Source organism: Ruegeria sp. CDSA033, assembly GCF_059612305.1.
Window position 1 is genome coordinate 90,699 of the sequence record NZ_JBXWQI010000008.1, and the last position, 24,463, is coordinate 115,161.

Annotated in this window: 30 protein-coding genes; 17 read left to right on the forward strand and 13 right to left on the reverse strand. The window is 59.3% G+C overall.

Features of this window, described 5'->3' with window-relative positions:
• The first annotated feature begins 2 nt into the window (after window positions 1–2).
• The 14 genes from AC2FLA_RS12370 (at window position 3) to AC2FLA_RS12435 (ending at window position 11,141) form a co-directional block, all read left to right on the forward strand.
• On the forward strand, window positions 3–548 hold the full coding sequence (locus tag AC2FLA_RS12370; RefSeq protein ID WP_496722531.1) for an HK97 family phage prohead protease: 546 nt from the start codon (window positions 3–5) through the stop codon (window positions 546–548).
• A gap of 34 nt (window positions 549–582) precedes the next feature.
• Complete coding sequence (locus AC2FLA_RS12375; protein ID WP_496722533.1) at window positions 583–1,761, forward strand: phage major capsid protein; 1,179 nt, start codon at window positions 583–585, stop codon at window positions 1,759–1,761.
• 169 nt (window positions 1,762–1,930) lie between these two features.
• The gene (locus AC2FLA_RS12380) at window positions 1,931–2,530 is read left to right on the forward strand and encodes a head-tail connector protein (RefSeq protein ID WP_496722534.1); all 600 of its coding nucleotides are present in this window, start codon (window positions 1,931–1,933) and stop codon (window positions 2,528–2,530) included.
• Window positions 2,527–2,865 carry a phage head closure protein gene (locus AC2FLA_RS12385; RefSeq protein WP_496722536.1) on the forward strand — a complete coding sequence of 113 codons (339 nt, stop codon included), beginning with the start codon at window positions 2,527–2,529 and terminating at the stop codon, window positions 2,863–2,865. Before AC2FLA_RS12380 ends, AC2FLA_RS12385 begins: the two co-directional genes overlap by 4 nt.
• The gene (locus tag AC2FLA_RS12390; protein WP_496722538.1) at window positions 2,862–3,275 is read left to right on the forward strand and encodes a DUF3168 domain-containing protein; all 414 of its coding nucleotides are present in this window, start codon (window positions 2,862–2,864) and stop codon (window positions 3,273–3,275) included. Before AC2FLA_RS12385 ends, AC2FLA_RS12390 begins: the two co-directional genes overlap by 4 nt.
• Window positions 3,276–3,295: 20 nt before the next feature.
• Window positions 3,296–3,709 carry a phage major tail protein, TP901-1 family gene (locus AC2FLA_RS12395; RefSeq protein ID WP_282120461.1) on the forward strand — a complete coding sequence of 138 codons (414 nt, stop codon included), beginning with the start codon at window positions 3,296–3,298 and terminating at the stop codon, window positions 3,707–3,709.
• Window positions 3,710–3,713: 4 nt separating this feature from the next.
• Entirely contained in the window at window positions 3,714–4,034 is a 321-nt protein-coding gene (locus AC2FLA_RS12400) for a gene transfer agent family protein (RefSeq protein WP_496722540.1), read from the forward strand.
• Window positions 4,031–4,240 carry a rcc01693 family protein gene (locus tag AC2FLA_RS12405; protein ID WP_496722541.1) on the forward strand — a complete coding sequence of 70 codons (210 nt, stop codon included), beginning with the start codon at window positions 4,031–4,033 and terminating at the stop codon, window positions 4,238–4,240. Before AC2FLA_RS12400 ends, AC2FLA_RS12405 begins: the two co-directional genes overlap by 4 nt.
• Window positions 4,227–4,889, forward strand: coding sequence for an RcGTA-type gene transfer agent tail tape measure protein (locus AC2FLA_RS12410; RefSeq protein ID WP_496722543.1), 663 nt, complete (start codon window positions 4,227–4,229; stop codon window positions 4,887–4,889). Before AC2FLA_RS12405 ends, AC2FLA_RS12410 begins: the two co-directional genes overlap by 14 nt.
• Window positions 4,890–4,905: 16 nt before the next feature.
• Window positions 4,906–5,538 carry a DUF2460 domain-containing protein gene (locus AC2FLA_RS12415; protein WP_282169354.1) on the forward strand — a complete coding sequence of 211 codons (633 nt, stop codon included), beginning with the start codon at window positions 4,906–4,908 and terminating at the stop codon, window positions 5,536–5,538.
• The gene (locus tag AC2FLA_RS12420) at window positions 5,538–6,425 is read left to right on the forward strand and encodes a phage/gene transfer agent baseplate hub protein (RefSeq protein WP_496722545.1); all 888 of its coding nucleotides are present in this window, start codon (window positions 5,538–5,540) and stop codon (window positions 6,423–6,425) included. Before AC2FLA_RS12415 ends, AC2FLA_RS12420 begins: the two co-directional genes overlap by 1 nt.
• Window positions 6,422–6,868: an NlpC/P60 family protein gene (locus AC2FLA_RS12425; RefSeq protein WP_496722547.1), complete on the forward strand. Its 447-nt coding sequence runs from the start codon at window positions 6,422–6,424 to the stop codon at window positions 6,866–6,868. Before AC2FLA_RS12420 ends, AC2FLA_RS12425 begins: the two co-directional genes overlap by 4 nt.
• Window positions 6,869–10,837: a baseplate multidomain protein megatron gene (locus AC2FLA_RS12430; protein WP_496722549.1), complete on the forward strand. Its 3,969-nt coding sequence runs from the start codon at window positions 6,869–6,871 to the stop codon at window positions 10,835–10,837.
• 7 nt (window positions 10,838–10,844) lie between these two features.
• Window positions 10,845–11,141: a DUF7742 family protein gene (locus tag AC2FLA_RS12435; protein WP_496722551.1), complete on the forward strand. Its 297-nt coding sequence runs from the start codon at window positions 10,845–10,847 to the stop codon at window positions 11,139–11,141.
• On the opposite strand, the gene AC2FLA_RS12440 is transcribed toward AC2FLA_RS12435, so the two are convergent.
• Window positions 11,122–11,460: a TraR/DksA family transcriptional regulator gene (locus tag AC2FLA_RS12440; protein WP_496722553.1), complete on the reverse strand. Its 339-nt coding sequence runs from the start codon at window positions 11,458–11,460 to the stop codon at window positions 11,122–11,124. The two genes, AC2FLA_RS12435 and AC2FLA_RS12440, sit on opposite strands and share 20 nt — an antisense overlap.
• Window positions 11,461–11,544: 84 nt before the next feature.
• On the opposite strand from AC2FLA_RS12440, the gene cysE reads away from it, so the two are divergent.
• Window positions 11,545–12,354 carry a serine O-acetyltransferase gene (cysE, locus tag AC2FLA_RS12445; protein WP_108860363.1) on the forward strand — a complete coding sequence of 270 codons (810 nt, stop codon included), beginning with the start codon at window positions 11,545–11,547 and terminating at the stop codon, window positions 12,352–12,354.
• Between the two features lie 6 nt (window positions 12,355–12,360).
• On the opposite strand, the gene AC2FLA_RS12450 is transcribed toward cysE, so the two are convergent.
• The 7 genes from AC2FLA_RS12450 to AC2FLA_RS12480 form a co-directional block, all read right to left on the reverse strand.
• Entirely contained in the window at window positions 12,361–12,597 is a 237-nt protein-coding gene (locus AC2FLA_RS12450) for a hypothetical protein (protein WP_496722554.1), read from the reverse strand.
• 145 nt (window positions 12,598–12,742) lie between these two features.
• Window positions 12,743–14,047, reverse strand: coding sequence for a pyruvate dehydrogenase complex dihydrolipoamide acetyltransferase (locus tag AC2FLA_RS12455; protein ID WP_496722556.1), 1,305 nt, complete (start codon window positions 14,045–14,047; stop codon window positions 12,743–12,745).
• 14 nt (window positions 14,048–14,061) lie between these two features.
• Window positions 14,062–15,429, reverse strand: coding sequence for a pyruvate dehydrogenase complex E1 component subunit beta (locus AC2FLA_RS12460; RefSeq protein WP_282151482.1), 1,368 nt, complete (start codon window positions 15,427–15,429; stop codon window positions 14,062–14,064).
• Window positions 15,430–15,444: 15 nt separating this feature from the next.
• Window positions 15,445–16,434: a pyruvate dehydrogenase (acetyl-transferring) E1 component subunit alpha gene (gene pdhA, locus AC2FLA_RS12465; RefSeq protein WP_058273998.1), complete on the reverse strand. Its 990-nt coding sequence runs from the start codon at window positions 16,432–16,434 to the stop codon at window positions 15,445–15,447.
• 176 nt (window positions 16,435–16,610) lie between these two features.
• Window positions 16,611–16,910 carry an FtsB family cell division protein gene (locus tag AC2FLA_RS12470; RefSeq protein ID WP_058273997.1) on the reverse strand — a complete coding sequence of 100 codons (300 nt, stop codon included), beginning with the start codon at window positions 16,908–16,910 and terminating at the stop codon, window positions 16,611–16,613.
• A 165-nt stretch (window positions 16,911–17,075) separates the two neighbouring features.
• On the reverse strand, window positions 17,076–17,420 hold the full coding sequence (locus AC2FLA_RS12475; protein WP_496722558.1) for a lysozyme inhibitor LprI family protein: 345 nt from the start codon (window positions 17,418–17,420) through the stop codon (window positions 17,076–17,078).
• Window positions 17,421–17,481: 61 nt separating this feature from the next.
• Window positions 17,482–18,672: a phosphoglycerate kinase gene (locus AC2FLA_RS12480; RefSeq protein WP_496722560.1), complete on the reverse strand. Its 1,191-nt coding sequence runs from the start codon at window positions 18,670–18,672 to the stop codon at window positions 17,482–17,484.
• A 136-nt stretch (window positions 18,673–18,808) separates the two neighbouring features.
• Here AC2FLA_RS12480 and AC2FLA_RS12485 point away from each other — a divergent pair, with 136 nt between their 5' ends.
• Both AC2FLA_RS12485 and AC2FLA_RS12490 read left to right on the forward strand, forming a co-directional pair.
• On the forward strand, window positions 18,809–19,315 hold the full coding sequence (locus AC2FLA_RS12485) for a peptidylprolyl isomerase (RefSeq protein ID WP_108860369.1): 507 nt from the start codon (window positions 18,809–18,811) through the stop codon (window positions 19,313–19,315).
• Complete coding sequence (locus AC2FLA_RS12490; protein ID WP_109311395.1) at window positions 19,308–19,856, forward strand: peptidylprolyl isomerase; 549 nt, start codon at window positions 19,308–19,310, stop codon at window positions 19,854–19,856. The genes AC2FLA_RS12485 and AC2FLA_RS12490 overlap by 8 nt, the downstream gene beginning before the upstream one ends.
• A 39-nt stretch (window positions 19,857–19,895) precedes the next feature.
• On the opposite strand, the gene AC2FLA_RS12495 is transcribed toward AC2FLA_RS12490, so the two are convergent.
• From AC2FLA_RS12495 to AC2FLA_RS12515, 5 genes are all read right to left on the reverse strand, one after another.
• Complete coding sequence (locus AC2FLA_RS12495) at window positions 19,896–20,738, reverse strand: alpha/beta fold hydrolase (protein ID WP_496722562.1); 843 nt, start codon at window positions 20,736–20,738, stop codon at window positions 19,896–19,898.
• Window positions 20,739–20,823: 85 nt separating this feature from the next.
• Window positions 20,824–21,513, reverse strand: a complete 690-nt coding sequence (aqpZ, locus tag AC2FLA_RS12500) for an aquaporin Z (RefSeq protein WP_496722564.1) — start codon at window positions 21,511–21,513, stop codon at window positions 20,824–20,826.
• A 123-nt stretch (window positions 21,514–21,636) separates the two neighbouring features.
• Window positions 21,637–22,446 carry a M90 family metallopeptidase gene (locus AC2FLA_RS12505; protein ID WP_109311392.1) on the reverse strand — a complete coding sequence of 270 codons (810 nt, stop codon included), beginning with the start codon at window positions 22,444–22,446 and terminating at the stop codon, window positions 21,637–21,639.
• Between the two features lie 117 nt (window positions 22,447–22,563).
• Entirely contained in the window at window positions 22,564–23,064 is a 501-nt protein-coding gene (locus AC2FLA_RS12510; protein ID WP_113789478.1) for a bactofilin family protein, read from the reverse strand.
• On the reverse strand, window positions 23,054–24,379 hold the full coding sequence (locus AC2FLA_RS12515) for a DUF5930 domain-containing protein (protein WP_496696758.1): 1,326 nt from the start codon (window positions 24,377–24,379) through the stop codon (window positions 23,054–23,056). Before AC2FLA_RS12515 ends, AC2FLA_RS12510 begins: the two co-directional genes overlap by 11 nt.
• Window positions 24,380–24,463 lie beyond the last annotated feature (84 nt).

The following is a 24,463-nucleotide window of genomic DNA, read 5'->3' on the forward strand; positions in this document are numbered from 1 at the left end:
TCATGGAATTGGAACACAAGTTTGCGCGGTTTAGCGATGGATTGTCGGTGACCGAGGACGCGGTGATCGAGGGTTATGCCAGCCTGTTTGGGCAGGTCGATCAAGGGAGCGATGTGGTGCAGAAAGGCGCATATCGCAGGTCGTTGGCCGGGCTGAAGGCGGCAGGTCAGCGGGTCAAGATGCTGTGGCAGCACGACCCGGCGCAGCCCATCGGTGTCTGGGACGACGTGCGCGAGGATGAGCGCGGGCTTTGGGTCAAGGGACGTATGCTGGAAAGCACGCAGAAAGGTCGTGAAGCCGCGGAATTGATCCGGGCCGGGGCCATTGACGGGCTATCGATCGGCTATCGCACCAAGCGGGCCGTGAAAAATGAAAAGGGCCATCGGGTCCTGACCGAACTGGAGCTGTGGGAGGTGTCGCTTGTGACTTTTCCGATGCTGCCCAGTGCGCGGGTGGCGGCAAAGGGGACAACCCCGGACACCGAGGACACCCTGCGCAGTATTGCCGAGGTGTTTGATCACGCCCGGCAGGAGCTGGCGCGAACCTAGCGCGCCTCAATCCCACCCAAACAAGGAAGTTCTGATGAGCAAGACCGAGACGCCGGCCTTGACTGGAGAGGGTGTGCCCCTGGTTCAGGAGGTGAAGCAGGCGATGACTAGCTTCGTGAATGAATTCAAGGGCCTGAAGGCTGAAGTTAAAACCAAACTGCAACAGACAGAAGAGCGACTTACCATGCTGGATCGTAAATCAATCATCGCGGCGCGCCCGCATCTTGCGGCATCAATCGAGGACGGTGCGCCGCATCAGAAGGCTTTCGACGCCTATGTAAGATGCGGTGACGATGACGGCCTGCGTGGTCTTGATATGGAAGCCAAATCGCTGTCCAGCGCCGTTAACAGCGATGGCGGATATCTGGTCGATCCGCAAACCGCCGAGATGATCAAGTCGGTGCTGAAATCCACGGCCTCGATCCGTTCGATCGCTTCGGTAGTGAATGTCGAGGCAAATTCGTTCGATGTGTTGATCGACCACACTGACGTGGGCGCTGGCTGGGCGGATGAAAGCTCAGCGGCCACCGAGACAGCGACCCCGTCGATTGATCGAATCTCGATTGCCCTGCACGAGCTGAGCGCGCTGCCCAAGGCGTCGCAACGTTTGCTGGATGACAGCGCGTTTGATGTCGAGGGATGGCTGGCCGGGCGTATTGCTGACAAATTTGCCCGTGCCGAAGCGGCGGCGTTCATCTCGGGCGATGGCGCGGACAAACCCAACGGCATTCTGAGCCATGCCAAGGTCGACAATGATGTCTGGACCTGGGGCAATCTGGGCTATGTCCCGACCAGCATTGACGGTGGTGTCGATGCGGATGCGATTGTCGATGTTGTCTATGCGTTGGGCGCGCAGTACCGCGTCAACGGCACCTTTGTGATGAATTCAAAAACTGCCGGTGTGATCCGCAAGCTGAAAGACAGCGATGGTCGCTTCCTGTGGTCTGACGGTCTGGCTGCCGGTGAGCCTGCGCGCCTGATGGGATATCCGGTGCTGATTGCCGAGGATATGCCGGACGCGGGCACCGATAGCTTCTCGATCGCATTTGGTGACTTCCAGGCCGGCTACACCATTGCCGAGCGCCCTGATCTGCGCGTCTTGCGAGATCCGTTCAGTGCCAAGCCGCATGTTCTGTTCTATGCGACCAAGCGCGTCGGCGGCGACGTGAGTGACTTTGCCGCGATCAAGCTGGTGAAATTCGGCACCGCCTAAGCGGTGACGGATCCGGGGGGCATTGGCCCCTCGGGCGCGGGCGCGGGTCGGGGTGAGATCCCCCGCGTTGTCTAGCTGCTCCCCTCCGTCCGAGCAACGTGGGGCGGCGCGTGCCCGTCATTTTCCTGAGTGTGGCCCCCGGAGGGGTCCGAGATTGCGGAGTGAATGGATGATGTTGATCGAAGAAACCGCCATCGCGGATGTGGCGCTGCCGGTGGATCAGTTCAAGGCGCATCTGCGGCTGGGTACGGGCTTTGCCGAAGACAGCGTACAGGATGATGTGCTCAAAGGCTTTCTGCGCGCAGCCGTTGCGGCAATCGAAGCGCGCACTGGCAAGGTTCTGATCGAGCGCGATTTTTCCTGGAGCCTGACCGTATGGCGAGACCAGTCGGGAGAGGTGCTGCCGGTGGCTCCGATCACCGAGGTCAAGAGTGTAACGCTGGCAGATGCAGACGGCACAGAGGCTGTCGTCACCCCGGATAGATACCGGTTGGAAAAAGATGCTCAGCGCCCCCGGTTACGCCCCGTTGGCGCACTGATGCCGAAGATGCCAAAGGGTGGTTCTGTCAGAATCGACTTTGCCGCTGGGATGGCAACGGATTGGGGCGGATTGCCCGCCGATCTGGGGCAGGCAGTGCTGCTGCTGGCCGCGCACTACTACGAATACCGCGACGAGACAGCGTTGGGTGCTGGGTGCATGCCATTTGGTGTCACCAGTCTGATCCAACGCTATCGCACGGTTCGGTTTGGTGCAGGGGTCGTACAATGAAAGCGCCGCGGTTGAACAGAAAGCTGCTCCTGGAGGCGCCGGTGCGCGTGGCCGATGGGTCAGGCGGATACACCGAAACCTGGGTGCCGCTGGGCACGGTATGGGCCGAGGTGACCGCGCGCAGCGGGTCCGAGCGGCAGGTGGCTGGTGTCCCTATTTCGCGGGTCGGCTATCGCATCGTGGTCCGGGGTGCGCCCACAGGTTCGACCATGCGGCCATCGCCGGATCAGCGCTTTGCAGAGGGCACACGTCGCTTTGTCATCCGCGCTGTCGCTGAGCGTGATCCGCGCGGCCAGTACCTGATCTGTTTCGCGGATGAGGAGGTAGCAGCATGAGCTATGGCGTTTCAGCCGCCCTGCAGGCGGCGGTGTTCAAGCAGATTTCAGAGGATGCGCAGGTTAACGATTTGTCGGGTGGCGCAATATATGACGCGCTGCCAGCCGGAGCAGTACCACAGACTTATGTGACGCTGGGACCGGAAGAGGTTCGTGATGTCTCTGACCGATCGGGCGGGGGTGCGCTTCATCGGTTCACGGTTTCGGTCGTGTCCGAAGCCGCAGGGTTCGGGGCCGCCAAGATCCTGGCCGGTGCCGTGTGTGACGCGCTGGAGGGTGCCATGCCCAGCCTTGATCGCGGGCGTCTGGTGGGCCTGTGGTTCGAGCGCGCATCAGCCCGGCGCACCGGGACCGGTGGAGCGATCCGCCAGATCGACCTGAAATTCCGCGCCCGCGTGGAAGACGACTAACCAATCAACGGAGAGAGCATATGGGTGCCCAGAACGGCAAGGACCTGTTGGTCAAAGTGGATATGAACGGCAGCGGTCTGTTCGAAACTATCGCGGGGTTGCGCGCCACGCGCGTCAGTTTCAACGCGGAAAGCGTGGATGTCACCAGCCTGGAAAGCCAGGGAGGCTGGCGCGAACTTCTATCGGGTGCCGGGGTCAAATCGGCGTCGATATCCGGTTCAGGCGTGTTCAAGGATGCTGGGACCGATGAACGCGCGCGGCAATTGTTCTTTGATGGTGAAACACCGGATTTTCAGGTCATCATCCCCGATTTCGGCATTGTCGACGGGCCGTTTCAGGTCACAGGTGTCGAATATGCGGGCTCACACAACGGCGAGGCGACCTATGAGATGAGTTTGGCCAGCGCAGGCGCGCTGAGCTTTACGGCGCTGTAAGTCGATGGCCAATCCGTGGACGGGTGAGGTGGCTTTGACCATCGATGGAGAGCGGCGGGTGCTCAAGCTGACGCTGGGCGCTTTGGCGGAATTGGAACAAGAACTGGGTGCCGGTTCGCTGGTGGAACTCGTGCAACGGTTCGAAAGCGGAGCCTATTCCAGTGGTGACGTATTGGCTCTTATCGTGGCCGGATTGCGCGGCGGTGGCGGCGACGTCAACCGCGCCGATCTGCTGAGCGTCGAAATCGAGGGTGGCCCGATGGCAGCTGCGCGTGCGGCGGCCGAGTTGTTGGCGCGGGCCTTCATGGTGTCGGATCAGGCATGAGCGGGTTCAACTGGCCCGCCTTGATGCGGGCCGCGCTTGTCGGTCTGCGTCTGACGCCGGATCAGTTCTGGCGACTGACCCCGGCTGAATTGCAACTGATGTTGGGGCAAGGCGCAGGGATACCGGCGATGAACCAAGCTGGCCTGGATGCGTTGCTGAAGGCCTACCCGGACAAATTACAAGGAGAGCGTGATGACGGATCGTGACGGGTTTGACGACCTGCAGGAACGCGGCGATGCGCTGGGCGACTCGCTGGGCGACGCAGCATCTATGGCGGCTGCTTTTGACGGCCAGATGAAACGGATCAGCGCGGCGTTTGAGGAAACCGGCAAGGATGTCGCGACGCTGGAACGCGGCATGTCCAGCGGGTTGCGCAAAGCCTTCGATGGCGTAGTGCTGGATGGGATGAACCTGTCCGATGCGCTGGACGTTTTGAAGAACTCAATGATCCGCACGGCGTACTCGGCGGCGATCAAGCCGGTAACGGATCACTTTGGCGGGATGCTGGCCGGAACCGTTGGCGGTCTGGTGCAGGGGCTTTTGCCATTTGCCGACGGCGGCAGCTTTTCCCAAGGCCGGGTGATGCCATTCGCAAATGGTGGCGTTGTCAGCGGCCCAACCACATTTCCCATGCGCGGCGGAACCGGGTTGATGGGCGAAGCCGGCCCCGAGGCGATCATGCCTTTGGCGCGTGGGTCTGACGGGAAGCTTGGGGTGCGCACCTCGGGCGGTGGGCGTGCCGTCAATGTCGTGATGAACATCACCACCCCGGACGTGCAGGGGTTCCGTCGCAGTCAAAGCCAGATTGCGGCGCAGATGAGCCGCGCGCTGGGGCGCGGCAATCGCAACAGGTAACTTGAGGGAGCAGGCCATGAATTTCCACGAGGTGAGATTTCCCGCCAGCCTGAGCTTTGGTTCGGTTGGCGGCCCCGAACGGCGCACAGATATCGTGACGCTGGCCAACGGGTTTGAAGAACGCAACACACCCTGGGCCCATTCAAGGCGACGCTATGATGCCGGGCTGGGGATGCGCTCGCTTGACGATATCGAAGCGCTGATTTCGTTCTTCGAGGCGCGGCAGGGGCAGATGTTCGGATTTCGGTGGAAAGATTGGTCTGACTTCAAGTCGGGCGCAGCAACGGCAGAGGTGGACAATGCCGATCAGGTCATTGCGCGTGGCGACGGCAAGACGACCGAGTTCCAGTTGGTGAAAACCTACAGCTCTGGCGGGTTCAAATACGTCCGTCCGATCCTCAAACCAGTTCTCGGGACCGTCAAACTTGGTCTTGAGCAGGACGAAATGCGCGAAGGCGTGGATTTCGAGGTGGATCTGGCGCGGGGTCGGGTCACGTTTACGAACGCGCCGCCGCAAGATGTGGAAATAACGGCAGGGTTCGAGTTTGACGTGCCCGTTCGTTTTGACACCGACAAGATCCAGACCAGCGTGGCCAGCTTTCAGGCAGGCGACGTACCCAACGTTCCGGTGGTCGAGGTGCGGGTCTGATGGGTGATAATGCACAAGGATTGCAGGCGCATCTGCAAAGCGGGATGACCACGACCTGTCGATGCTGGGCCATCATGCGCTCGGATGGGCAGGTCTATGGGTTTACCGATCATGATATGGAGTTGCGCTTTGACGGGCTGACATTCAAAGCGAGCTCTGGCCTGACCGCAGCGGCGATCGAACAGGCAACCGGGCTTTCGATTGACAACTCTGAAGCGATGGGTGCGCTGTCTGATGCGGCAATCAGGGAAGAGGACATTGAGGCCGGGCGGTTTGACGGTGCTCAGGTCCGGGCTTGGTTGGTGAACTGGTCAGACCCTGAACAAAGAACTCTACAGTTTCGTGGTTCGATCGGGGAAATGCGTCGTGGTGGCGGGGCGTTTCATGCTGAGCTGCGAGGGCTGACGGATCTGCTGAACCGGCCCTTGGGGCGGATTTACCAAAAACCCTGCACCGCAGTGCTGGGCGACGACGCTTGCCGATTCAACGTGGCAGCGCCCGGTTTTCAGGCAGAGGCTGAGATCGTCAGCCTGTCGGCGGGCAGTGTGCTGCAACTGAAAGGGGCGGTCGCACCGGATATGGCATGGTTCGAACGTGGCCGTCTGGATGTGATTTCCGGCAGCGCGGTGGGTCTTTGGGCGTCGGTGAAACAGGATGAGCGTATCTCGGGTGGGCGCAATGTCACCTTATGGACGGGGATCAGTGGCGGGCTGACAGTCGGTGATCGCGTCCGGCTGACCGCCGGGTGCGATAAGCGCATGGAGACCTGCCGAAGAAAATTCAACAATCTCATCAATTTTCAGGGCTTTCCGGACTTGCCGGGTGAGGACTGGGTGATGGCTGTTCCCAAGAAAGACAAACCGAACAAAGGGGGCAGCAGGCGATGACAATAGACCGGCAGGATATAGTTTCAGAGGCGCGGCGTTGGCTGGGCACGCCGTACGTGCATCAGGCGTCCGTCAGGGGCGCGGGGGCGGATTGTTTGGGATTGCTACGCGGTATCTGGCGCGCGCTGTACGGAGCTGAGCCGGAAACCGTGCCGAGCTACAGCATGGACTGGTCAGAGCCGCAGGGTGATGAACGCATGTGGGATGCCGCCCGCCGAAATTTGACATCAAAGCGGCCCTCGGAACTGGCGACAGGCGACGTATTGCTGTTCCGCATGCGCGATGGCGGCGTCGCCAAACATGTGGGTGTTGTCAGCGAAACCGGCGCGGTCCCGCGGTTCATTCACGCATATTCCGGGCACGGCGTTGTGGAAAACGCCCTGAGCGACCCTTGGCGTCGCCGGGTTGTCGCCTGTTTCGCATTTCCGCTGGAGGTCAAGTAAATGGCTACGATTGTACTTTCCGCAGCAGGCGCTGCCCTTGGCGGCTCGATCGGTGGCACTGTCGCGGGTCTTTCCACAGCGATCATAGGCCGGGCTGTCGGCGCGACTTTGGGGCGGGTCATCGACCAGCGGTTGATGAGCCAATCTGTGATGGGTGGCGGCAGCGAAGTTGTCGAAACCGGGCGCCTGGATCGTTTCCGTCTGACCGAAACTGGTGAAGGCGCTTCGGTCACTACCGTGTTCGGCCGTATGCGGGTCGGCGGGCAGATCATCTGGGCATCGGACTTTCTGGAAACCCGCAGTACCAGCACGACAACCCAATCCACGCGGGGTGGGAAAGGGTCTCGTCGACCAAGCTCGGCTACAACAACCACGACCACGCATACCTACAGCTATTCGATCTCGCTGGCGATTGCCGTGGGCGCTGGGCAGATCTCTGACATCTCGCGTATCTGGGCCGATGGTGAAGAGCTTGAGCGCACCGGGCTGAATATGCGCTTGTACAAGGGCACCGACAATCAATTGCCTGACCCGTTGATCGAGGCGGTCGAGGGCACCGGGCAGGTCCCTGCGTACCGGGGCACCGCCTATGTGGTGATCGAGGACCTACAGCTTGCTTCATTCGGCAACCGCGTCCCGCAGTTTTCCTTTGAGGTTGTCCGGCAGGAACAGCCAGGGCTGCCCGACACACTCGGTGCTGTATCCCAGATCGTGCGCGGCGTGGCGATGATTCCGGGTACGGGCGAATATTCCCTGGCCAGCAGGCAGGTGAATTATTCCAAAGGGCAGGGGCAAAGCTGGGCTGCGAATGTGCATTCGGCTTCGGGCGTTTCCGATCTGATCACCTCGACCCAGGCGCTGAATGCTGAATTGCCCGCCTGCGAAGCGGTGTCGCTTGTCGTGTCGTGGTTTGGCGACGATCTGCGGTGCGGTCAGTGCAAGGTGCAGCCAAAAGTCCTGCACAAAGAGTTTGATGGCGAGAACATGCCGTGGAGCGTATCAGGCGTATCCCGGGCGGCTGCCCAGATTGTTCAGATCGAAAACGATAGACCTGTCTATGGGGCGACACCGGCGGATGCGTCCGTAATCGAAGCGATCCGGCATCTGAACTCATCCGGTAAGCGGGTGATGTTCTATCCCTTCATCCTGATGGATCAGTTGCGCGGCAACGGTCTGCCCGATCCCTGGTCCGATGCCACCGATCAACCGCACCTGCCATGGCGTGGGCGGATTACGCTGAGCGAGGCACCAGGCCGCAACGAGTCCCCGGATAAGACAGCCGGGGCCGATGCGCAGGTTGCGCAGTTCTTTGGCCAGGCCCGCGCAAGTAACTTTGTCGTCGGCGATGGCACCGTCACCTATACCGGCCCGCAAGAATGGGGTTTGTTCCGGTTCATTCTGCACTATGCGGCGCTCTGCAAGGCAGCCGGTGGTGTGGCGTCGTTCTGCATCGCATCCGAGATGCGCGGCCTGACGCAGATCAGGGGCGCGACCGGGTTTCCTGCGGTGGCGCAGATGCAAATCCTCGCGGCTGAAGTGCGCAGAATCCTCGGGCCGAACACCAAAATCGGCTACGCGGCCGACTGGAGCGAGTATTTTGGTTACAAACCCGTCGATGCTGGCAGCGACCGGTACTTTCATCTGGATCCGCTTTGGGCCGATGACAATATCGACTTTGTCGGTATCGACAATTACATGCCACTGTCCGATTGGCGGGACCGAGAGGATCACGTCGACGCCAAAGCGGGCGTAGATGCGATCTATGATCTGGATTACTTGCGCGGCAACGTTGAAGGCGGAGAAGGGTACGACTGGTACTATGCCTCAACCGAGGAATCCAAAGCGCAGATCCGGTCTGCGATCGAAGATCAGGCGCATGATGAGGCCTGGATCTGGCGATACAAGGATATACGCAACTGGTGGTCACAACCGCATCACGAACGGATCGGAGGCGTGCGTCAAACCAATCGGACCGCATGGGTGCCTAGGTCCAAGCCGATCTGGTTCACGGAACTGGGTTGTGCGGCCATCGACAAAGGCACCAATCAGCCGAACAAGTTTCTGGACCCGAAATCCTCGGAATCCAAGCTGCCGCGCTATTCCAACGGTCTGCGGGATGATTTCATTCAGGTGCAATATCTCAAGGCGATTTTGGGCTATTGGTCCGAGGCAAAAAACAACCCGGTTTCCAATACTTACGGCGGCCACATGATTGATCTGTCCAATGCCTATGTCTGGGCCTGGGATGCGCGACCATATCCAACCTTCCCGAACCTGCAAAGCCAGTGGAGTGATGGTGAGAACTACGCGCGAGGGCATTGGTTGAACGGGCGGTCGGGGTCGCGCACGCTGGCATCGGTGGTGACCGAGATTTGTCACGGGGCTGGCGTGACCGACATCGACACGTCGCGCCTTTATGGTGTGGTGCGCGGCTATGCTATCGAACAGGTCTCGGACGCGCGATCCGCCTTGCAGCCGCTGATGCTGCGCTATGGTTTCGATGCAATCGAGCGGGATGGTGTATTGCGGTTTCAGATGCGCAATGGGCAACGCACGATCGCGCTGGAACAGGAACATCTGGCGCTCAGCTCTGATATTGAGGCCGGTATCGAACATCGCCGCGAAGCCGAGGCTGAAATGACTGGCCGGGTGCGCTTGCGCTTTGTCCAATCGGATGGGGATCATGACATCGTCGCGGAAGAGGCCGTTCTGCCCGACACGCGGACCCATTCGGTGTCCGTCAACGAGATGCCCCTGTCCATGACACGTGCCGAAGGTCGCCAGACGGCGGAACGGTGGCTAAGCGAGGCGCGGGTGTCCCGCGAAACCGTGCGCTTTGCGCTGCCGCCTTCGTTGGGGCACATCGGCGCGGGGGATGTCGTCAGCCTGGATGAGGGCGGGCAGGGTGCGCGTTTCAGGATCGATCGACTGGAGCAAGCCGAGATGCAATTGGCAGATGCCGTTCGGATCGAACCAGGAATATACGCGCCGTCTGACCTGCCTGATGACATAGTCTCGACCAAGCCCTTCGTCGCCCCGGTTCCTGTTCTGCCGGTGTTCATGGATCTGCCACTGATAACCGGCTCAGAGGTGCCGCATGCGCCTTACCTGGCTGTGTCCGCCGACCCCTGGCCGGGAAGCGCCGTAGTATTTTCGGCCGTGAATGATGAGGATTATACCTTGCAAGAGGTTATCTCGGCGCAGGCCGTCATCGGGTTTACTCAATCGCCTCTGCGGCGCGCCAGCGTCGGGGTTTGGGACGACGGTGCGCCGCTGCGCGTCAGGCTGGTCGATGGCTTGCTGGAATCGCGCCCGCGCGACGCTTTGTTGAATGGTGCCAACCTGGCCGCAATTGGGGACGGGACGCCCGGCAACTGGGAACTGTTCCAGTTCGCCAGCGCCGAACTTGTGGGTCAGGGGACCTATGCCCTATCGGGGCGCCTGCGCGGGCAATTGGGGACGGACAGTGTCATGCCCGACACCTGGCCTGAAGGTTCAACTTTTGTCTTGCTGGATGAAAGAGTTTTCCAAACCGGGCTGCTGCGGTCTGAACGGCGGGTGGCGAAACATTATCGCATTGGACCCGGAACGCGTGCCTATGACGATCCTTCTTTCCTTCACCAGCTTCACGTCTTCGACGGCAACGGACTTCGGCCTTATGCTCCGGTGCATGTCAAATTGGCGAAAACCGGAGCAGGTGATGAAATCTCGTGGATCCGCCGAACCCGGCTGGACGGCGATGACTGGGATGGATTTGAAGTGCCGCTGGGGGAAGAGACTGAAGCCTATCTGGTGAAAATCAGGATCAACGGGTCAGTAGTACGCGAACAGGTCACGTCAGAGCCGCGCTGGACATACCCATCGACGATGAAAGCCGCTGATGGCGTGACCGGAGCATACGAGGTTGATGTGGCACAGATCTCTGCCAGTTATGGGCCGGGTCCCACCGAACGTCTTCTGGTTGGTTAAGGCAAACATGCGTCCTGTATTGCATGGTGATGTAAGTGCTGCGGCGCGGGTGTTGCTAAACGCGGCGCCTGCCGACCGGGAAGGCTTGTGTACCAGAATGATCAACGAAGCTGAACTGGCCGACATTTATGTCGGCCATACAGGCCGGCTACATCCACTGTTTGGCAATGGCTCATTGATGACAGTGGCCCGAACCCGTCCATTGGCCAACGAGCCAAGCTTTGACGAACTGCAATATTGCCAGTGTTTTGAGATGGTTCTGCGATGCCTGGTTCAATTCCGCGTTACCCGGATGCGCAGCTGACGCACTTGCTGGCCGCTGGATCAAGGTTCAGACGACCAACCGGAATCTCTTCGCCGCAATCCTCGCAATACCCGAATTCACCATCTTTGATCCGGGTCAGGGCCACTGACAATCGGCGTGTTTCGTTATCACGATTTGCTTGCTGAGCCTTGGCCATGGCCTGATTTTGCAGGGCGTCCATCCGGCTGAGCCGCCCGACGGCCTGTTGGTCCAATTCAACAACTGCCTGTGCCTCGGTTCCAAGCGCAGAATGCGCGGCCAATTCGTCCAATCGCGCGCGGATACGGGCTTCGAAATCCTCTAACTGGGTTTCATTCATTTTCGTTGCCCTGCAGATCACGGGTTTGCGTTTGGTGATTTTACAACTAAATGGCATCCTAGGCGCAGCAAAGGATGAAAAGCCATGTTCGAAACGCGCAGTCACGTGACCACCGTAGACCCTGTTTGGGATCGCATCACGACCGAAGCTCAGACGGCCGTCGAAATCGAGCCTTTGATGGGCGGGCTGGTGCATGCCTGTATTTTGCATCACCGCAGCCTGGAGCGGGCGCTGTCCTACCGGATTGCGGCCAAGCTGTGCTCGAACGAAATGTCGATGATGGTGCTGCGTGAGATCGTGGACGAAGCCTATGCCAACGACGCCTCGCTGATCGAGGCCGCGCGCGCGGATCTGATGGCTGTCTATGAACGCGATCCGGCTTGCCACCGTCTGTTGCAGCCAATCCTGTACTTCAAAGGGTATCAGGCCATGCAAGCCTATCGCGTGGGGCACTGGTTGTGGCGCAAAGGGCGGCATGATCTGGCATATTTCTTCCAGATGCGCTCGTCCGAGATTTTCGGGATCGATATTCACCCTGCGGCAAAGATCGGCAAGGGGATCATGATCGACCACGCGCATTCCATCGTGATCGGTGAAACGGCCGTCGTCGGCGACAACGTCTCGATGTTGCATTCGGTGACTCTTGGTGGGACTGGAAAAGAAGAAGAAAAGCGCCACCCCACAATTGGCGACGGCGTGCTGATTGGTGCCGGCGCCAAGGTTCTGGGGAATATCTTAGTCGGCCATTGCAGCCGTATCGCTGCAGGCTCAGTCGTGCTGCAAGAGGTTCCTGCGTGCAAAACCGTGGCCGGGATCCCCGCGAAAATCGTCGGAGAGGCCGGGTGTGATCAGCCGTCGATCTCGATGGACCACATGCTGGGCAAAGACCAGTAACTCAAGTCAGTTCAAGCGATTGTTCTTTTCGATCAATCGCTTGCGACGCCGTTCTTCACGCCTTATTTTTCGCTCTTTCTTCCGTTTGGCACGCTCGGCTTCGCGCTTGGCGGTTTCGACCGGGTCGGAGCTGAAGGCAGAATGTTCACCCAAATAGCTGTTGGGCTTCGCATAGGCTCCGGTTGGTACAGCCATCGCAAGGGCTGCGACCAGCAAGAGTTTTGTCAAATGGTCGGAGAACATGGCGCACCTGTGTTTGAAGTTCCTCTACAAACAAGGTGGGTAACTGCGTGTGATTGCGCAACAAATGCGGTGATCACAAACGCTCACGTCACAGTTGTGAACGGGGCGGGCCGCGCTGATGGTTTTCAGCGCGGCCCGCTTTATTTCAGGCCAGCATGACCATCGGGTTTTCCAGATTGTCCACGATGGCCTTGAGCAGTTCAGCCCCCAGAGCACCGTCGATGACCCGGTGATCGACCGACATGGTGACGGACATCACGGTCGCTACGGCCAGCTCTCCGTCATCTCCGACGATCGGTTTTTTGACACCTGTTCCAACCGCGAGGATGCCCGCATGGGGCGGGTTCACGATGGCGTCAAAATTGTCGATGCCGAACATGCCGAGGTTCGAGACCGCGAACGTACCGCCCTGATATTCATGCGGGGCCAGCTTACGCTCACGCGCGCGACCGGCGAGGTCCTTCATCTCAGCCGACAGCGCGGACAGAGACTTGGTGTCGGCGTCCTGCAGGACCGGTGTGAACAGACCGCCTTCGATCGCAACCGCGACCGCCACGTCTGAGGGTTTCAATTGCAGAACCCGGTCACCGGCCCAGACAGCGTTGCAGGCGGGAACCTTTTGCAGCGCGTTGGCGACGGCCTTGATGATGAAGTCGTTGACGCTCAATTTTACGCCACGGCCTTCCAGCTGCTTGTTCAGCTGGCTGCGGAACTTGAGCAACGCGTCCAGCTTGATATCGCGGCGCAAGTAGAAATGCGGGATCGTCTGCTTGGCTTCGGACAGGCGGGCAGCAATGGTCTTGCGCATCCCATCCAGCTTGATCTCTTCGTACGCGCGGCCCTCGTACATCCGGGCAACGGCATCCGCAGATGGTCCGGCAGGCGCGGCAGCAGCCGGGGCAGGTGCTGGCGAAGCAGCCGGAGCTGGAGCAGCGGCAGTTGCCGTGGCGCCTTCGACATCGGCCTTCACAATCCGCCCATGCGGGCCAGAGCCGGTGATTTGCGCAAGGTCCAAACCTTTTTGGGCTGCAATGCGACGGGCCAACGGTGACGCAAAGATGCGACCGCCATCCGCCTTGGCCGGAGCAGCCGGGGCAGGGGCGGGCGCCTCGGACGCCGCTGGCGCAGCAACCTCGTTGCCCGCGGCGGCTGCGGGTGCAGCCGTGGGTGTTGCCGCTGGCGTGGCCGCGATGTCACTGGCGCTCTCGCCCTCTTCCAGCAGGACCGCGATCGCGGTGTTGACTTTGACCCCTTCGGTGCCTTCGGGGATCAGGATCTTGCCGATTGTGCCTTCGTCGACGGCCTCGAATTCCATCGTGGCTTTGTCGGTTTCAATCTCGGCCAGCAGGTCGCCGGACGAGACGGTATCGCCTTCCTTGACCAGCCATTTGGCAAGGGTGCCTTCCTCCATGGTCGGTGACAGGGCGGGCATCAGAATTTCTGTAGGCATCTGTCTGTCGCTCCTTACCGGTAGGTCACTTGTTTGACGGCGGCGATCACTTCTTCGGTTGTGATCAGGGCCAGTTTTTCCAGGTTCGCGGCGTATGGCATCGGAACATCCTTACCGGTGCAGTTGATGACCGGCGCGTCGAGGTAATCGAACGCTTCCTGCATCACCACGGATGAGATGTAGCCGCCAACCGAGCCCTGCGGCCAGCCTTCTTCGACGGTCACCAGACGGTTGGTCTTCATCACCGAGTTGATAATCGCGCCTGTGTCCATTGGCCGAATGGTGCGCAGGTCGATCACCTCGGCACTGATTCCGTCCTCGGCCAGCTTGTCGGCGGCCTCAAGCGCATATTGCATGCCGATACCAAAGCTGACGATGGTCACATCCGTGCCTTCGCGCCAGATACGCGCCTTGCCCAGCGGGACGGTCAGATCGTCCACCTGCGGCATGTCGAAAGAACGACCGTAAAGGATTTCGTTTTCTAAGAACACAACCGGGTTCGGATCGCGGATCGCCGACTTCAACAGACCTTTTGCATCGGCTGCGGAATAGGGCATCACCACTTTCAGGCCCGGTATTTGCATATACCACGCTGCGTAATCCTGGCTGTGCTGCGCGCCGACGCGAGCAGCGGCACCGTTGGGGCCACGGAACACGATAGGACAACCCATCTGACCACCGGACATGTACAGCGTCTTGGCTGCCGAGTTGATGATCTGGTCAATCGCCTGCATGGCGAAGTTGAAGGTCATGAACTCGACAATCGGTTTCAGTCCGGCCATAGCGGATCCGACGGCGATGCCGGCAAACCCGTGTTCGGTAATCGGGGTGTCGATCACGCGCTTGCTGCCGAACTCGTCCAGCATGCCCTGGCTGATTTTGTAGGCGCCCTGATACTCGGCGACTTCTTCGCCCATCAGGTAGACGTCCTCGTCACCACGCATTTCTTCGGCCATCGCATCGCGCAAAGCTTCACGCACGGTCTGCTGTTTCATCGGCGCATCTGCTGGCCAGTCCGGGGAAAGATCCACCTTAGGCGCGGCAGGTGCAGTTGCAGCAGGGGCAGCGGTCTCTGCTGCCGCAGGGGCCGCCTGGGCCACCGCCGCAGGTGCAGCTGCGGGAATGGCGGAGGCGTCTTCGCCTTCTTCAACCAGCACCGCGATAGGAGTGTTCACTTTTACCCCTTCGGTGCCTTCGGCGATCAGGATCTTGCCGACGATGCCTTCATCGACGGCTTCGAACTCCATTGTCGCCTTGTCGGTTTCGATCTCGGCCATGATGTCGCCGCTGGATACGGTGTCGCCTTCCTTGATCAGCCACTTGGCCAATGTGCCCTCTTCCATTGTGGGCGAAAGGGCGGGCATGAGAATTTCGGTTGCCATGTCTTAGTCGTCCTCTCAGGCGTAAATGTCGGTCCAGAGCTCTTCGACGGAAGGCTCGGGGCTTTCTTTCGAGAATTCGGCGGCTTGATTGACGATCTCTTTGATCTCTTTGTCGATCGCCTTCAGATCATCCTCGGTCGCGTGTTTGCCGGTCAGCAGCAGCTCGCGCACATGTTCGATCGGGTCGCTTTGCTCACGAACCTTTTGAACTTCTTCGCGGGTGCGGTACTTGGCCGGATCGGACATCGAGTGGCCGCGGTAGCGGTAGGTCTTGATCTCAAGAATATAGGGGCCTTTACCCGCACGGCAGTGCGCGACAGCCTTTTCCCCTGCGGCTTTGACCGCAAGTACATCCATGCCGTTGACGATCTCACCGGGGATGCCGAACGCTTCGCCGCGGTGGTAGATATCCTTGGTCGAGGTCGAGCGCGCCTGCGCCGTACCCATGGCGTATTGGTTGTTCTCGATCACGAACACTACCGGCAGGTCCCAAAGGGCGGCCATGTTGAATGTCTCATAAACCTGGCCCTGGTTCGCTGCACCGTCACCGAAATAGGTAAAGGTCACGCGACCGTTGCCTTTGTATTTGTCGGCAAATGCCAGACCCGCACCCAGCGGAACCTGCGCGCCAACAATGCCGTGGCCGCCATAGAAATGCTTCTCTTTCGAGAACATGTGCATCGAGCCGCCCTTGCCTTTCGACAGACCGCCAATGCGCCCGGTCAGTTCGGCCATAACGCCACCCGGATCCATGCCGCAAGCCAGCATATGGCCGTGGTCGCGGTAAGAGGTAATACGCTTGTCACCTTCTTCGGTCGCAGCCTCAAGGCCGACAACAACGGCCTCTTGGCCGATATAGAGGTGGCAGAAACCGCCAATCAGACCCATACCATAGAGCTGACCGGCCTTTTCCTCGAATCGGCGGATCAGCAGCATTTCACGGTAATATTCGGTAAGTTCTTCCGCAGAAACATTTGGTTTCTTTGTGGTTTTTCGCGCAGCCATGTTGGCGATCTCCCCCTCTCGGCAAGATAGTTTAGCGTTAAACTATTTCATAAAGCATTTCCTGCTTTCTGGCGAGTAGAAATGTGACGCAGCGTAGGGACAACCGGGGCGTGTCTGGATACATAGACTGGTATGTAAAAACCGATGGATTTGTCGACGAAAACCTGGCTGCCGGCTCAGCGAATGACGATCTCATCCGAGCGGATCATGCCCAGCACGGACCGCGCCTGCTGATCCAGAAGATCCAGATCCAGGTAATTGTCCGACAGGCGGCGCGTCAGGTTTTCCATTTCCGTGATCTCGGCGTCAAGTTTGGCAAGGTCGCGCGACAGGGCGTCCCGTTCCGCTGCAATCTCGACCCGTCGGAACAGGCCATAGTCGCCTTGCACGGCGGCAAAGGTGAAATAAACACCTAACGTGAAAGCCACCATGAAAAATGCAACTGCGCCCAAACCGGGCCGATGGGAACGGGACACTCTGTTTACCGCCGTATGAAGTCTGCCTCAAAAACGTGCCCTTTTCGGACATCTGTCTGCACTATGTCACAGGTGATTCGGCTTGTGAATCCCTCGATTCGCAATTTTTTATGATCAGCAGAAAAAACATGTTCGCCCGATGAATTTGGCTGGGGTGAAAAGTGGCTATCGCCAGGCCTCAAGCGCTTGATTGCGCTGCAGGGTTTGTTCTTCCATGCAGGCCCAATAAAACATAGGGGCCGCGCTACCGTCGCTTTCCAGCTCGGGGTCACAGGTCGCGTCACGACGTTTCAGCCAGGCGCGTTGCTCGGTCAGCAGGGCTTGGCCATCACCACGCGTGTCCGATAAGGGTTTGATCTCTGACCAAAGGCTGTTCAGATCCTGATCTGCCACTTCCCATTTTTCTTTGGCGCAGAAATTGAGATCGAGCTGTGTGTGCCGGTTGCAGTGGGATTGCGCATATGTCGTGACGGGCAGCAGGATGGTGGCAAGGACGGCAACAGCTTTCATGGCGCATCTCCCGGTTTGACGGAGAGAGTACCATGAATGCCGATTACCAGACAGATAGGGGTTACTGATCCAGTGCGGCGACGCCGGGCAGCGTTTTGCCTTCCATCCATTCCAGGAACGCGCCACCGGCGGTCGAGATGTAAGAAAAGTCCCTGGCAGCACCGGACGCATTCAGCGCAGCGACCGTGTCACCACCGCCTGCGACCGACACAAGTTGGCCGGACCGTGTCAGCTCAGCCGCTTTCAGGGCGGCTGCATTGGTGGCGGCATCGAATGGTTCAATTTCGAATGCGCCCAGCGGGCCGTTCCAGATGAGCGTCTGGCTCTTGTCGAAAATCGCGGTGATTTCCGCAACGGTTTCCGGACCAGCGTCAAGGATCATGCTGTCTTCGGGGCATTGATCAGCTGGTAGAACCTGATTGGGGGCGTGGGCTTCGAACTTTTCGGCGACCACGACGTCGCGGGGCAGGACAATCTGGCAGCCGGTTGTCTCGGCCTTGGTCAGAATCTCAGCGGCGGTGTCTTTCATCGCCGTTTCAGCCAGCGATTTGCCGACGTTTACGCCTTGGGCAACGAGGAAAGTGTTCGCCATGCCACCGCCGATAATCAGGTAATCCACCTTTTCGATCAGGTTGCCCAGCAGGTCCAGCTTGGTCGACACCTTGGCACCGCCTACGACAGCAGTGACGGGACGCTTAGGGACCCCCAAAGCTGCTTCCAGCGCGCTCAGCTCTTGCTGCATCAGACGGCCAGCACACGCGGGCAGAAGGCGGGCCAGCGCCTCGGTCGAGCTATGCGCGCGGTGCGCGGCCGAGAAGGCATCGTTGCAGTACACATCGCCCATCTTTGCCATGCCAGCAGCCAATTCAGGGCTGTTCTTTGTTTCTGCCGCGTGAAAGCGCGTGTTTTCCAGCAGGAGCACCTCGCCAGCACCCAGGTTTGCCGCAGCGGTTTCCGCCTCGATTCCGACGCAGTCATCGCCGAACCGAACCTTGGTGCCAAAGGCTGTCTCTAATGTCGGAACAAGCTGCTTCAGCGACAGGTTCTGGCGGCGCTCTCCGCCCGGACGTCCGAAATGCGCCAGCAGGATGGGCTTGCCGCCAGCGGCCAAGATGTCCTTAACGGTCGGCACGATGCGCTCAATACGGGTGGCGTCGGTCACGACCCCGTCGACCACTGGCACGTTGATATCCACGCGCACCAGCACGCGTTTGCCATTCAGGTCCATGTCGTCCAGTGTTTTCCAGCCCATCGCGCAATCCTCGACAAATGTGAAAGTGACTTAGGCGGTTCTTTTCCTGCATTTTGCCCTCAGGTCAATGCGTCACTTGGCATTCGCGCGCCCTACGCATAGGTATTTGCGCAAGATAAAACGACAGGAGGGCCTCATGGCCGAGATCAAGGATCCCGAAAACACAATCATCGTCGAACTCAAAGGCGGCAATGTCGTCATTGAGCTGCTGCCTGACGTGGCACCGCAGCACAGCGCCCGCATGAAAGAACTGGCGCGCAATGGCGAATATGACAACGTGGCCTTCCACCGTGTGATCGACGGGTTTATGGCGCAGACCGGCGACGTGCAGCATGGCGACATGGAAGACGGGTTCAACCTGCGCATGGCGGGCACCGGCGGGTCGTCTCTGCCGAACGTTCCGGCCGAGTTTTCGAAACTGCCCCATGATCGTGGCACTTTGGGCGCGGCCCGCTCGCAGAACCCGGATTCGGCCAACTCGCAGTTCTTCATCAACTTCGGCGACAACCATTTCCTGAACGGCCAGTACACTGTTTATGGCCGTGTCATCGACGGAATGGAGCATGTGGACGCCATCGTACGAGGCGAGCCGCCAGCGAGCCCTGACCGCATGATCAGCGTCAAGGTGGCGGCTGATGTATAAGCTGGCCGCCGCTTTTGCCTTGCTGGCCAGCCCTGCGCTGGCCACAGGCCTTGAGGTCGAGATCGAAGGTGAGGGGGCCAATGGCACTGTCACCATCGACCTGTTCGATGATATTGCTCCGAAACATGTTGAGCAGATCGCTGCTCTGGCCAATGAAGGCAAATACGATGGCGTGGTGTTTCACCGCGTGATCGATGGCTTCATGGCGCAGACCGGTGACGTGGAACATGGCCGCCTGGGTGGCGACATGCGCCGCGCCGGCACAGGCGGTTCCGACCGTGCAGACCTTCCAGCAGAGTTTTCGGATTTCGAGTTCGACCGGGGCGTGGTTGGCATGGCGCGGGCGCAAGACCCCAACAGCGCCAACTCGCAGTTCTTTATCATGTTCGAACCGGGCCCGTTCCTGAACGGCCAGTATACGGTTGTTGGTCAGGTGACTGACGGCATGGACGTGGTTGACGCGATCAAACGCGGTGAGGGCCAGAACGGTGCCATTATCGGCCAGCCGGACGTAATGAAAAAAGTCACCGTCACCGAATAACCCTTGAACCCGGCGCTGGCACCAGCGCCGGGTTTTTCGTCATTGGTCGATGAAGCCTCTGATCGCTTGCGTGTATGCATCCGGGTCTTGAAACGACGCAAAGTGACTAACGTCTTTCAAAATCAGAAGATCAGCATCAGGGATCGCCTCGGCAATCGCTTGCGAGTGTTCGGTAAGGATGGCCTCGTCATGTTCGCTCTGCACGACCAGAGTGGGCACGGTCACCGATTTCAGCCCCTCAAGCCCGCCGGGCTTTTCTGTGGCCCACATGGCCGCGACACCGCCCAGGAACGCTTCGAACCCGTCCGGGGTGGGGGACATGGCGGCATAGTCCCCGGCCATCACTCCGACGTAAGAACCGAAGACTTCGTTGGTTTCTACTGAAGGATCGATCCCATCCAGCGTGACATTGCCCGCATGGGCGAAATGGCTGGCCAGACGGTCAGGCGCAGTTGTCGAAATCGTGTATCCAATGTTGGCACCATCTGACCATCCAACCAGATGCACTTGTTCGACATTCAGATGATCCAGCAGCGCCAGATAGTCCTGCGCCAGCAATTCATAGCTGTAGGTGCTGCCGTCATTGGTTGACCGGCCATGCCCTCGGGTATCTGCCACAATCACGCTGTGGTCGCTGGACAGATCAGCCACTTGTGCTGCCCAGATATCGCCATGCGCAAGACCGCCATGGATCAACAGGACGGGTGTGCCCTCTGCCGATCCATAGGTGGCGTAATACATGTCGATGCCATTCACGCTGGCGGTACCACTGGACGCGGCCTCGGACATATCGGGCGTTTCGGGGATTGTCAGCCAGGCATCCTGTGCCAGCCCCGCTGTCGCGGTCAACGTCATCGCAGTGACCATCAGTGTTCGAAGCATGTTTACCTCCCTGGTTTCGCGTCGTCTCGTCAGGGATGATAGCTTAGGAAGAGGAAAGCGGGGGAAATAATCCCCCGCTTGGCCATTAGTCGTCTGTTGTCATCGCCTTCCAGATCAATGCGCCGATTGCGCCACCGATCAGGGGTGCGACCCAGAATAGCCAGAGCTGCCCAAGAGCAGGCGCGTCCGCGAACAAAGCAACCCCTGTGGACCGGGCCGGGTTCACGGAAGTGTTGGTCACCGGGATCGAGATCAGGTGGATCAATGTCAATCCAAGTCCGATGGCGATGGGGCCGAACCCGGCAGGAGCGCCTCTGGAAGTGGCCCCCAGGATGATGATGATGAAGAACGCGGTCATGACGATCTCGATCACCAGAGCGGACATCAGTGAATAGCCCTCGGGTGATGCCTCACCATAACCGTTCGAGGCAAACCCACCCACGCCTTCAAAGCCGGGCGCGCCGCTGACTATCAGATACAAGACAGCAGCCGCAGCGATTGCGCCGATGACCTGAGCGATCCAATAGGGGATAAGGTCCTTCGCAGGAAACCGTCCCCCGATCATCAGTCCAAGGCTGACCGCAGGGTTGAAATGGCCGCCCGAGATATGCCCCACGGCATAGGCCATTGTCAGAACGGTCAAGCCAAAGGCAAAGGAAACGCCCAGCCAGCCGATGCCCACATCGGCGACCCCGGCGGCCAGAACGGCGCTGCCGCAACCGCCCAGAACCAACCAGAACGTACCGAAAAACTCGGCCATGAGTTTTGATGACATGAAAAATCCTCCTGAAAACACTAATTTAAGACTAATTCGAAAATGATGTTTTGTGAAATGTTTGGATAAGGGGAAATTTCACTGGCAGTGGTCAGGAGTGAGGCGGTGGAAGCCTAAACACGCCTAACCCCAGGTAACCGGGTCCAGTCGGAACAGTTTGGCAAGTTGGTCATAGACCTCCGGTGCTTCGGATTTGAGGTCGCGGGGCTTTTCAAAGAACACCTCGACGGAAACGGCAAAGAACTCTTCATGGCCGGTTGCACCATAGGCGTCGATTACCGTGCGCCGCCCGCTTTCGACGGCGCGGACAAGGGTGTCATAGGCAGTCAGAAAGACACGCTCCCATTCGGCAAAGCTTTGCCCGTCGCTCAGGATCGGAACGCCGTTGGTGCCACCGGACAGATCGTCTATCTGGTGGGCAAACTCATGCAGTACGACATTCTGTCCGTCATGGTCGTTCAGCGCGCCCAGCTTGCTGTGAGTCCAAGACAAAATGACAGGCCCACGGTCCCAGCTTTCACCGGTGCGCACGATCTCTTTCTCGCTGACGACGTATCCTTCCTGTCGGCGCTGCCGAGACTTAAAAGCGTTCGGGTAGATCAGGATCGTTGTCAGGTTTTCATACCAAAGGTCGCTGTTCACAATAAGCAGACAGGCCTGCGCGGCGATGGCCAGTTCCATCTCCTCGGTTACGTCCAGCCCGTCGCAACCAAAGAAACGAACCTGGTCCAGAAACAGGTTCACCTTGCCGTCCAGTTTGACACGAAGATCCAGGGGCAGGCGGCGGATCAACGGCACTTGCTGCTCGATGAGGATGCGTTGGTGGTCTGTCAGGGGCGTGGACAATAGCTGTTGACGCGCCCGGGACTTGGACCAGTAGCGATACAGTACGAAACCGGCAATAAGCGCCAAGGCAGTGAAAAAGAACAACATAGAGGTCACTATAAGGACGCGCCGGGCGGTTGAAACCGGAAAACCCAATCGTCCCCGTCAAATGAAAAACGCCGCAGGTTTCCCCGCGGCGTTCGAAGCTTTGGAAGGTGGTCCGCGCTACTGCTTGACCTCGGCCGCCGGGTTGGCACCCGCCTTGCCGTTGCGGCCCGGGTTCAGAGGGTCGTCCTGACGCTGAACCGATCCTTCGAAATGCGCGCCGCTTTCGATCGCGATGGTCTTGTGGATGATGTCGCCTTCGACACGTGCCGACGAGGTCAGGCGTACCTTCAGACCACGGACGCGGCCCACGATACGGCCGTTGATCACGACGTCATCGGCAGTGACTTCGCCTTTGATGGTCGCTGTCTCGCCGATTGTCAGCAGATGCGCGCGAATGTCGCCTTCGACAGTGCCTTCGACCTGGATATCGCCCGAGGTCTTCAGGTTGCCCGTGATGTGCAGGTCCGAAGACAGAACCGATGCCGGTGGCTTGGGCTTGGGCGCGGTGCTGGCCTTGTTTTCTGCCGGTGCAGGGGCCGCCGGTGTCGCCGGTGCAGCGGGTTTTGCCGCCTCGGGTGCAGTGGACGAGGGCTCGTTGATTTTGCTCTTAGAAAACATTTCTCGCAGCCTTGATGTAAGTCATTGGGTTAACAGGTTTTCCGTTCACGCGAACTTCATAGTGCAGGTGCGTGCCGGTCGACCGTCCGGTGCTACCCATATCAGCAATATGATCCCCGCGCGAGACCCTTTGACCAACCTTCACGCGTATCTTCGTGTTATGGGCATAAAGTGTCTCAATTCCGAACGCGTGCTTGATTTTTACCAGCCGTCCAAACCCGGACTGCCAGCCGGCATGGGTGACCACACCGTCGGCGGTGGCAAAAATGTCGGTGCCATGAGCACCGGCGAAATCGGCGCCGTTATGCATGCGGCGACCACCTGTCTTGGGGTCGCGGCGCGTCCCGTAACCGCTCGTGAATCGCACGACGGAATTGACGGGGCTTGCAAACGGCGCTTTCTCTGCTGCAATTCGATACAGGTTCAACTGATCCATCTGTTGCAACAGAGTATTTGCGCGGATCTCGTCGGGGGTCAGTTCCTCACCGCGCGTGCTAAAAGAAATAGGGGTTAGGGGCCCGCCCATGCCGCTATAGCCGCGGCGAACTTCTTCGATGATGCGGTCGGTGGGCATGCCGGCCTGACGGAACATCTTGTCCAGTGGTTCGACCGAGATCACCATCGCCTCTTCCAACTGGCGGAAGATCTCATCGCTGCGTTCCTGCATCAGCCGGATTTCCAACTCAAGATCGTCACGCTGTTCCAGCGCGTCCTTCGCATTGGCGGCAATCTGGTCGCGTTCCTCGGCGGTGCGGGACAGCGCCTCGGTCATAAAGTTCATCTGCTCGGGGTTGGCAACGGCGGCCATGTACATGTCGCCTTCGCCCGCTTCCTGCTCAAGCTTGACCAGCTCTGTCCGAGCTTCTTCGCGCTGTTTCATGGTGGCGCGCAGCGTGGTCTGGATAACCTCAATCCCGGTTTCAAGCTCGCGGCGGCGGTTTTCCGACGCCAGCAGTTCCGACTGCATGGCCGAAATCTGCTCAAGCGCTGCGTTGAACCGGTCCTGAGCTGCCAGAGCCTCTTGCGCGCGCACGTCCCGTTCTGCGGACATGATATTCAGACGTTCCTGATAGGTCGCCTGATCGCGTTTTGCCTGTTCCCGGAAGTTGCCCGACCCGATGCTGTCCATCAGAAGGATCGCGGTCGCAACGGCTGTCCAACCCACGAACAGTGCAACGCCAGCGACGGCGACAACTTGCGTTTCCGAGCTTAGCCGAATGAATCGCGTATCATTGTCTGATTTAAGAAAGACACGGCGTTCGGGAAAATGCCGCTCAAACAGTGAGTGTAATTTGATTGCCAGACGTGTTCTCACGCGTCTCACCTCTCCATCCCCATGATCGGGAGCGGTCGTGAGTGATAGCCGTCCCTTGGGCGAAGTGCATAAAGCGGCATTTTG

Excerpts from the sequence above, each read along its gene's own strand:
- AC2FLA_RS12370 (WP_496722531.1), top strand. The coding sequence starts at position 3 with ATGGAATTGGAACACAAGTTTGCGCGGTTTAGCGATGGATTGTCGGTG.
- AC2FLA_RS12375 (WP_496722533.1), top strand. The coding sequence starts at position 583 with ATGAGCAAGACCGAGACGCCGGCCTTGACTGGAGAGGGTGTGCCCCTG.
- AC2FLA_RS12380 (WP_496722534.1), top strand. The coding sequence starts at position 1,931 with ATGATGTTGATCGAAGAAACCGCCATCGCGGATGTGGCGCTGCCGGTG.
- AC2FLA_RS12385 (WP_496722536.1), top strand. The coding sequence starts at position 2,527 with ATGAAAGCGCCGCGGTTGAACAGAAAGCTGCTCCTGGAGGCGCCGGTG.
- AC2FLA_RS12390 (WP_496722538.1), top strand. The coding sequence starts at position 2,862 with ATGAGCTATGGCGTTTCAGCCGCCCTGCAGGCGGCGGTGTTCAAGCAG.
- AC2FLA_RS12395 (WP_282120461.1), top strand. The coding sequence starts at position 3,296 with ATGGGTGCCCAGAACGGCAAGGACCTGTTGGTCAAAGTGGATATGAAC.
- AC2FLA_RS12400 (WP_496722540.1), top strand. The coding sequence starts at position 3,714 with ATGGCCAATCCGTGGACGGGTGAGGTGGCTTTGACCATCGATGGAGAG.
- AC2FLA_RS12405 (WP_496722541.1), top strand. The coding sequence starts at position 4,031 with ATGAGCGGGTTCAACTGGCCCGCCTTGATGCGGGCCGCGCTTGTCGGT.
- AC2FLA_RS12410 (WP_496722543.1), top strand. The coding sequence starts at position 4,227 with ATGACGGATCGTGACGGGTTTGACGACCTGCAGGAACGCGGCGATGCG.
- AC2FLA_RS12415 (WP_282169354.1), top strand. The coding sequence starts at position 4,906 with ATGAATTTCCACGAGGTGAGATTTCCCGCCAGCCTGAGCTTTGGTTCG.
- AC2FLA_RS12420 (WP_496722545.1), top strand. The coding sequence starts at position 5,538 with ATGGGTGATAATGCACAAGGATTGCAGGCGCATCTGCAAAGCGGGATG.
- AC2FLA_RS12425 (WP_496722547.1), top strand. The coding sequence starts at position 6,422 with ATGACAATAGACCGGCAGGATATAGTTTCAGAGGCGCGGCGTTGGCTG.
- AC2FLA_RS12430 (WP_496722549.1), top strand. The coding sequence starts at position 6,869 with ATGGCTACGATTGTACTTTCCGCAGCAGGCGCTGCCCTTGGCGGCTCG.
- AC2FLA_RS12435 (WP_496722551.1), top strand. The coding sequence starts at position 10,845 with ATGCGTCCTGTATTGCATGGTGATGTAAGTGCTGCGGCGCGGGTGTTG.
- AC2FLA_RS12440 (WP_496722553.1), bottom strand. The coding sequence starts at position 11,460 with ATGAATGAAACCCAGTTAGAGGATTTCGAAGCCCGTATCCGCGCGCGA.
- cysE (WP_108860363.1), top strand. The coding sequence starts at position 11,545 with ATGTTCGAAACGCGCAGTCACGTGACCACCGTAGACCCTGTTTGGGAT.
- AC2FLA_RS12450 (WP_496722554.1), bottom strand. The coding sequence starts at position 12,597 with ATGTTCTCCGACCATTTGACAAAACTCTTGCTGGTCGCAGCCCTTGCG.
- AC2FLA_RS12455 (WP_496722556.1), bottom strand. The coding sequence starts at position 14,047 with ATGCCTACAGAAATTCTGATGCCCGCCCTGTCACCGACCATGGAGGAA.
- AC2FLA_RS12460 (WP_282151482.1), bottom strand. The coding sequence starts at position 15,429 with ATGGCAACCGAAATTCTCATGCCCGCCCTTTCGCCCACAATGGAAGAG.
- pdhA (WP_058273998.1), bottom strand. The coding sequence starts at position 16,434 with ATGGCTGCGCGAAAAACCACAAAGAAACCAAATGTTTCTGCGGAAGAA.
- AC2FLA_RS12475 (WP_496722558.1), bottom strand. The coding sequence starts at position 17,420 with ATGAAAGCTGTTGCCGTCCTTGCCACCATCCTGCTGCCCGTCACGACA.
- AC2FLA_RS12480 (WP_496722560.1), bottom strand. The coding sequence starts at position 18,672 with ATGGGCTGGAAAACACTGGACGACATGGACCTGAATGGCAAACGCGTG.
- AC2FLA_RS12485 (WP_108860369.1), top strand. The coding sequence starts at position 18,809 with ATGGCCGAGATCAAGGATCCCGAAAACACAATCATCGTCGAACTCAAA.
- AC2FLA_RS12490 (WP_109311395.1), top strand. The coding sequence starts at position 19,308 with ATGTATAAGCTGGCCGCCGCTTTTGCCTTGCTGGCCAGCCCTGCGCTG.
- AC2FLA_RS12495 (WP_496722562.1), bottom strand. The coding sequence starts at position 20,738 with ATGCTTCGAACACTGATGGTCACTGCGATGACGTTGACCGCGACAGCG.
- aqpZ (WP_496722564.1), bottom strand. The coding sequence starts at position 21,513 with ATGTCATCAAAACTCATGGCCGAGTTTTTCGGTACGTTCTGGTTGGTT.
- AC2FLA_RS12505 (WP_109311392.1), bottom strand. The coding sequence starts at position 22,446 with ATGTTGTTCTTTTTCACTGCCTTGGCGCTTATTGCCGGTTTCGTACTG.
- AC2FLA_RS12510 (WP_113789478.1), bottom strand. The coding sequence starts at position 23,064 with ATGTTTTCTAAGAGCAAAATCAACGAGCCCTCGTCCACTGCACCCGAG.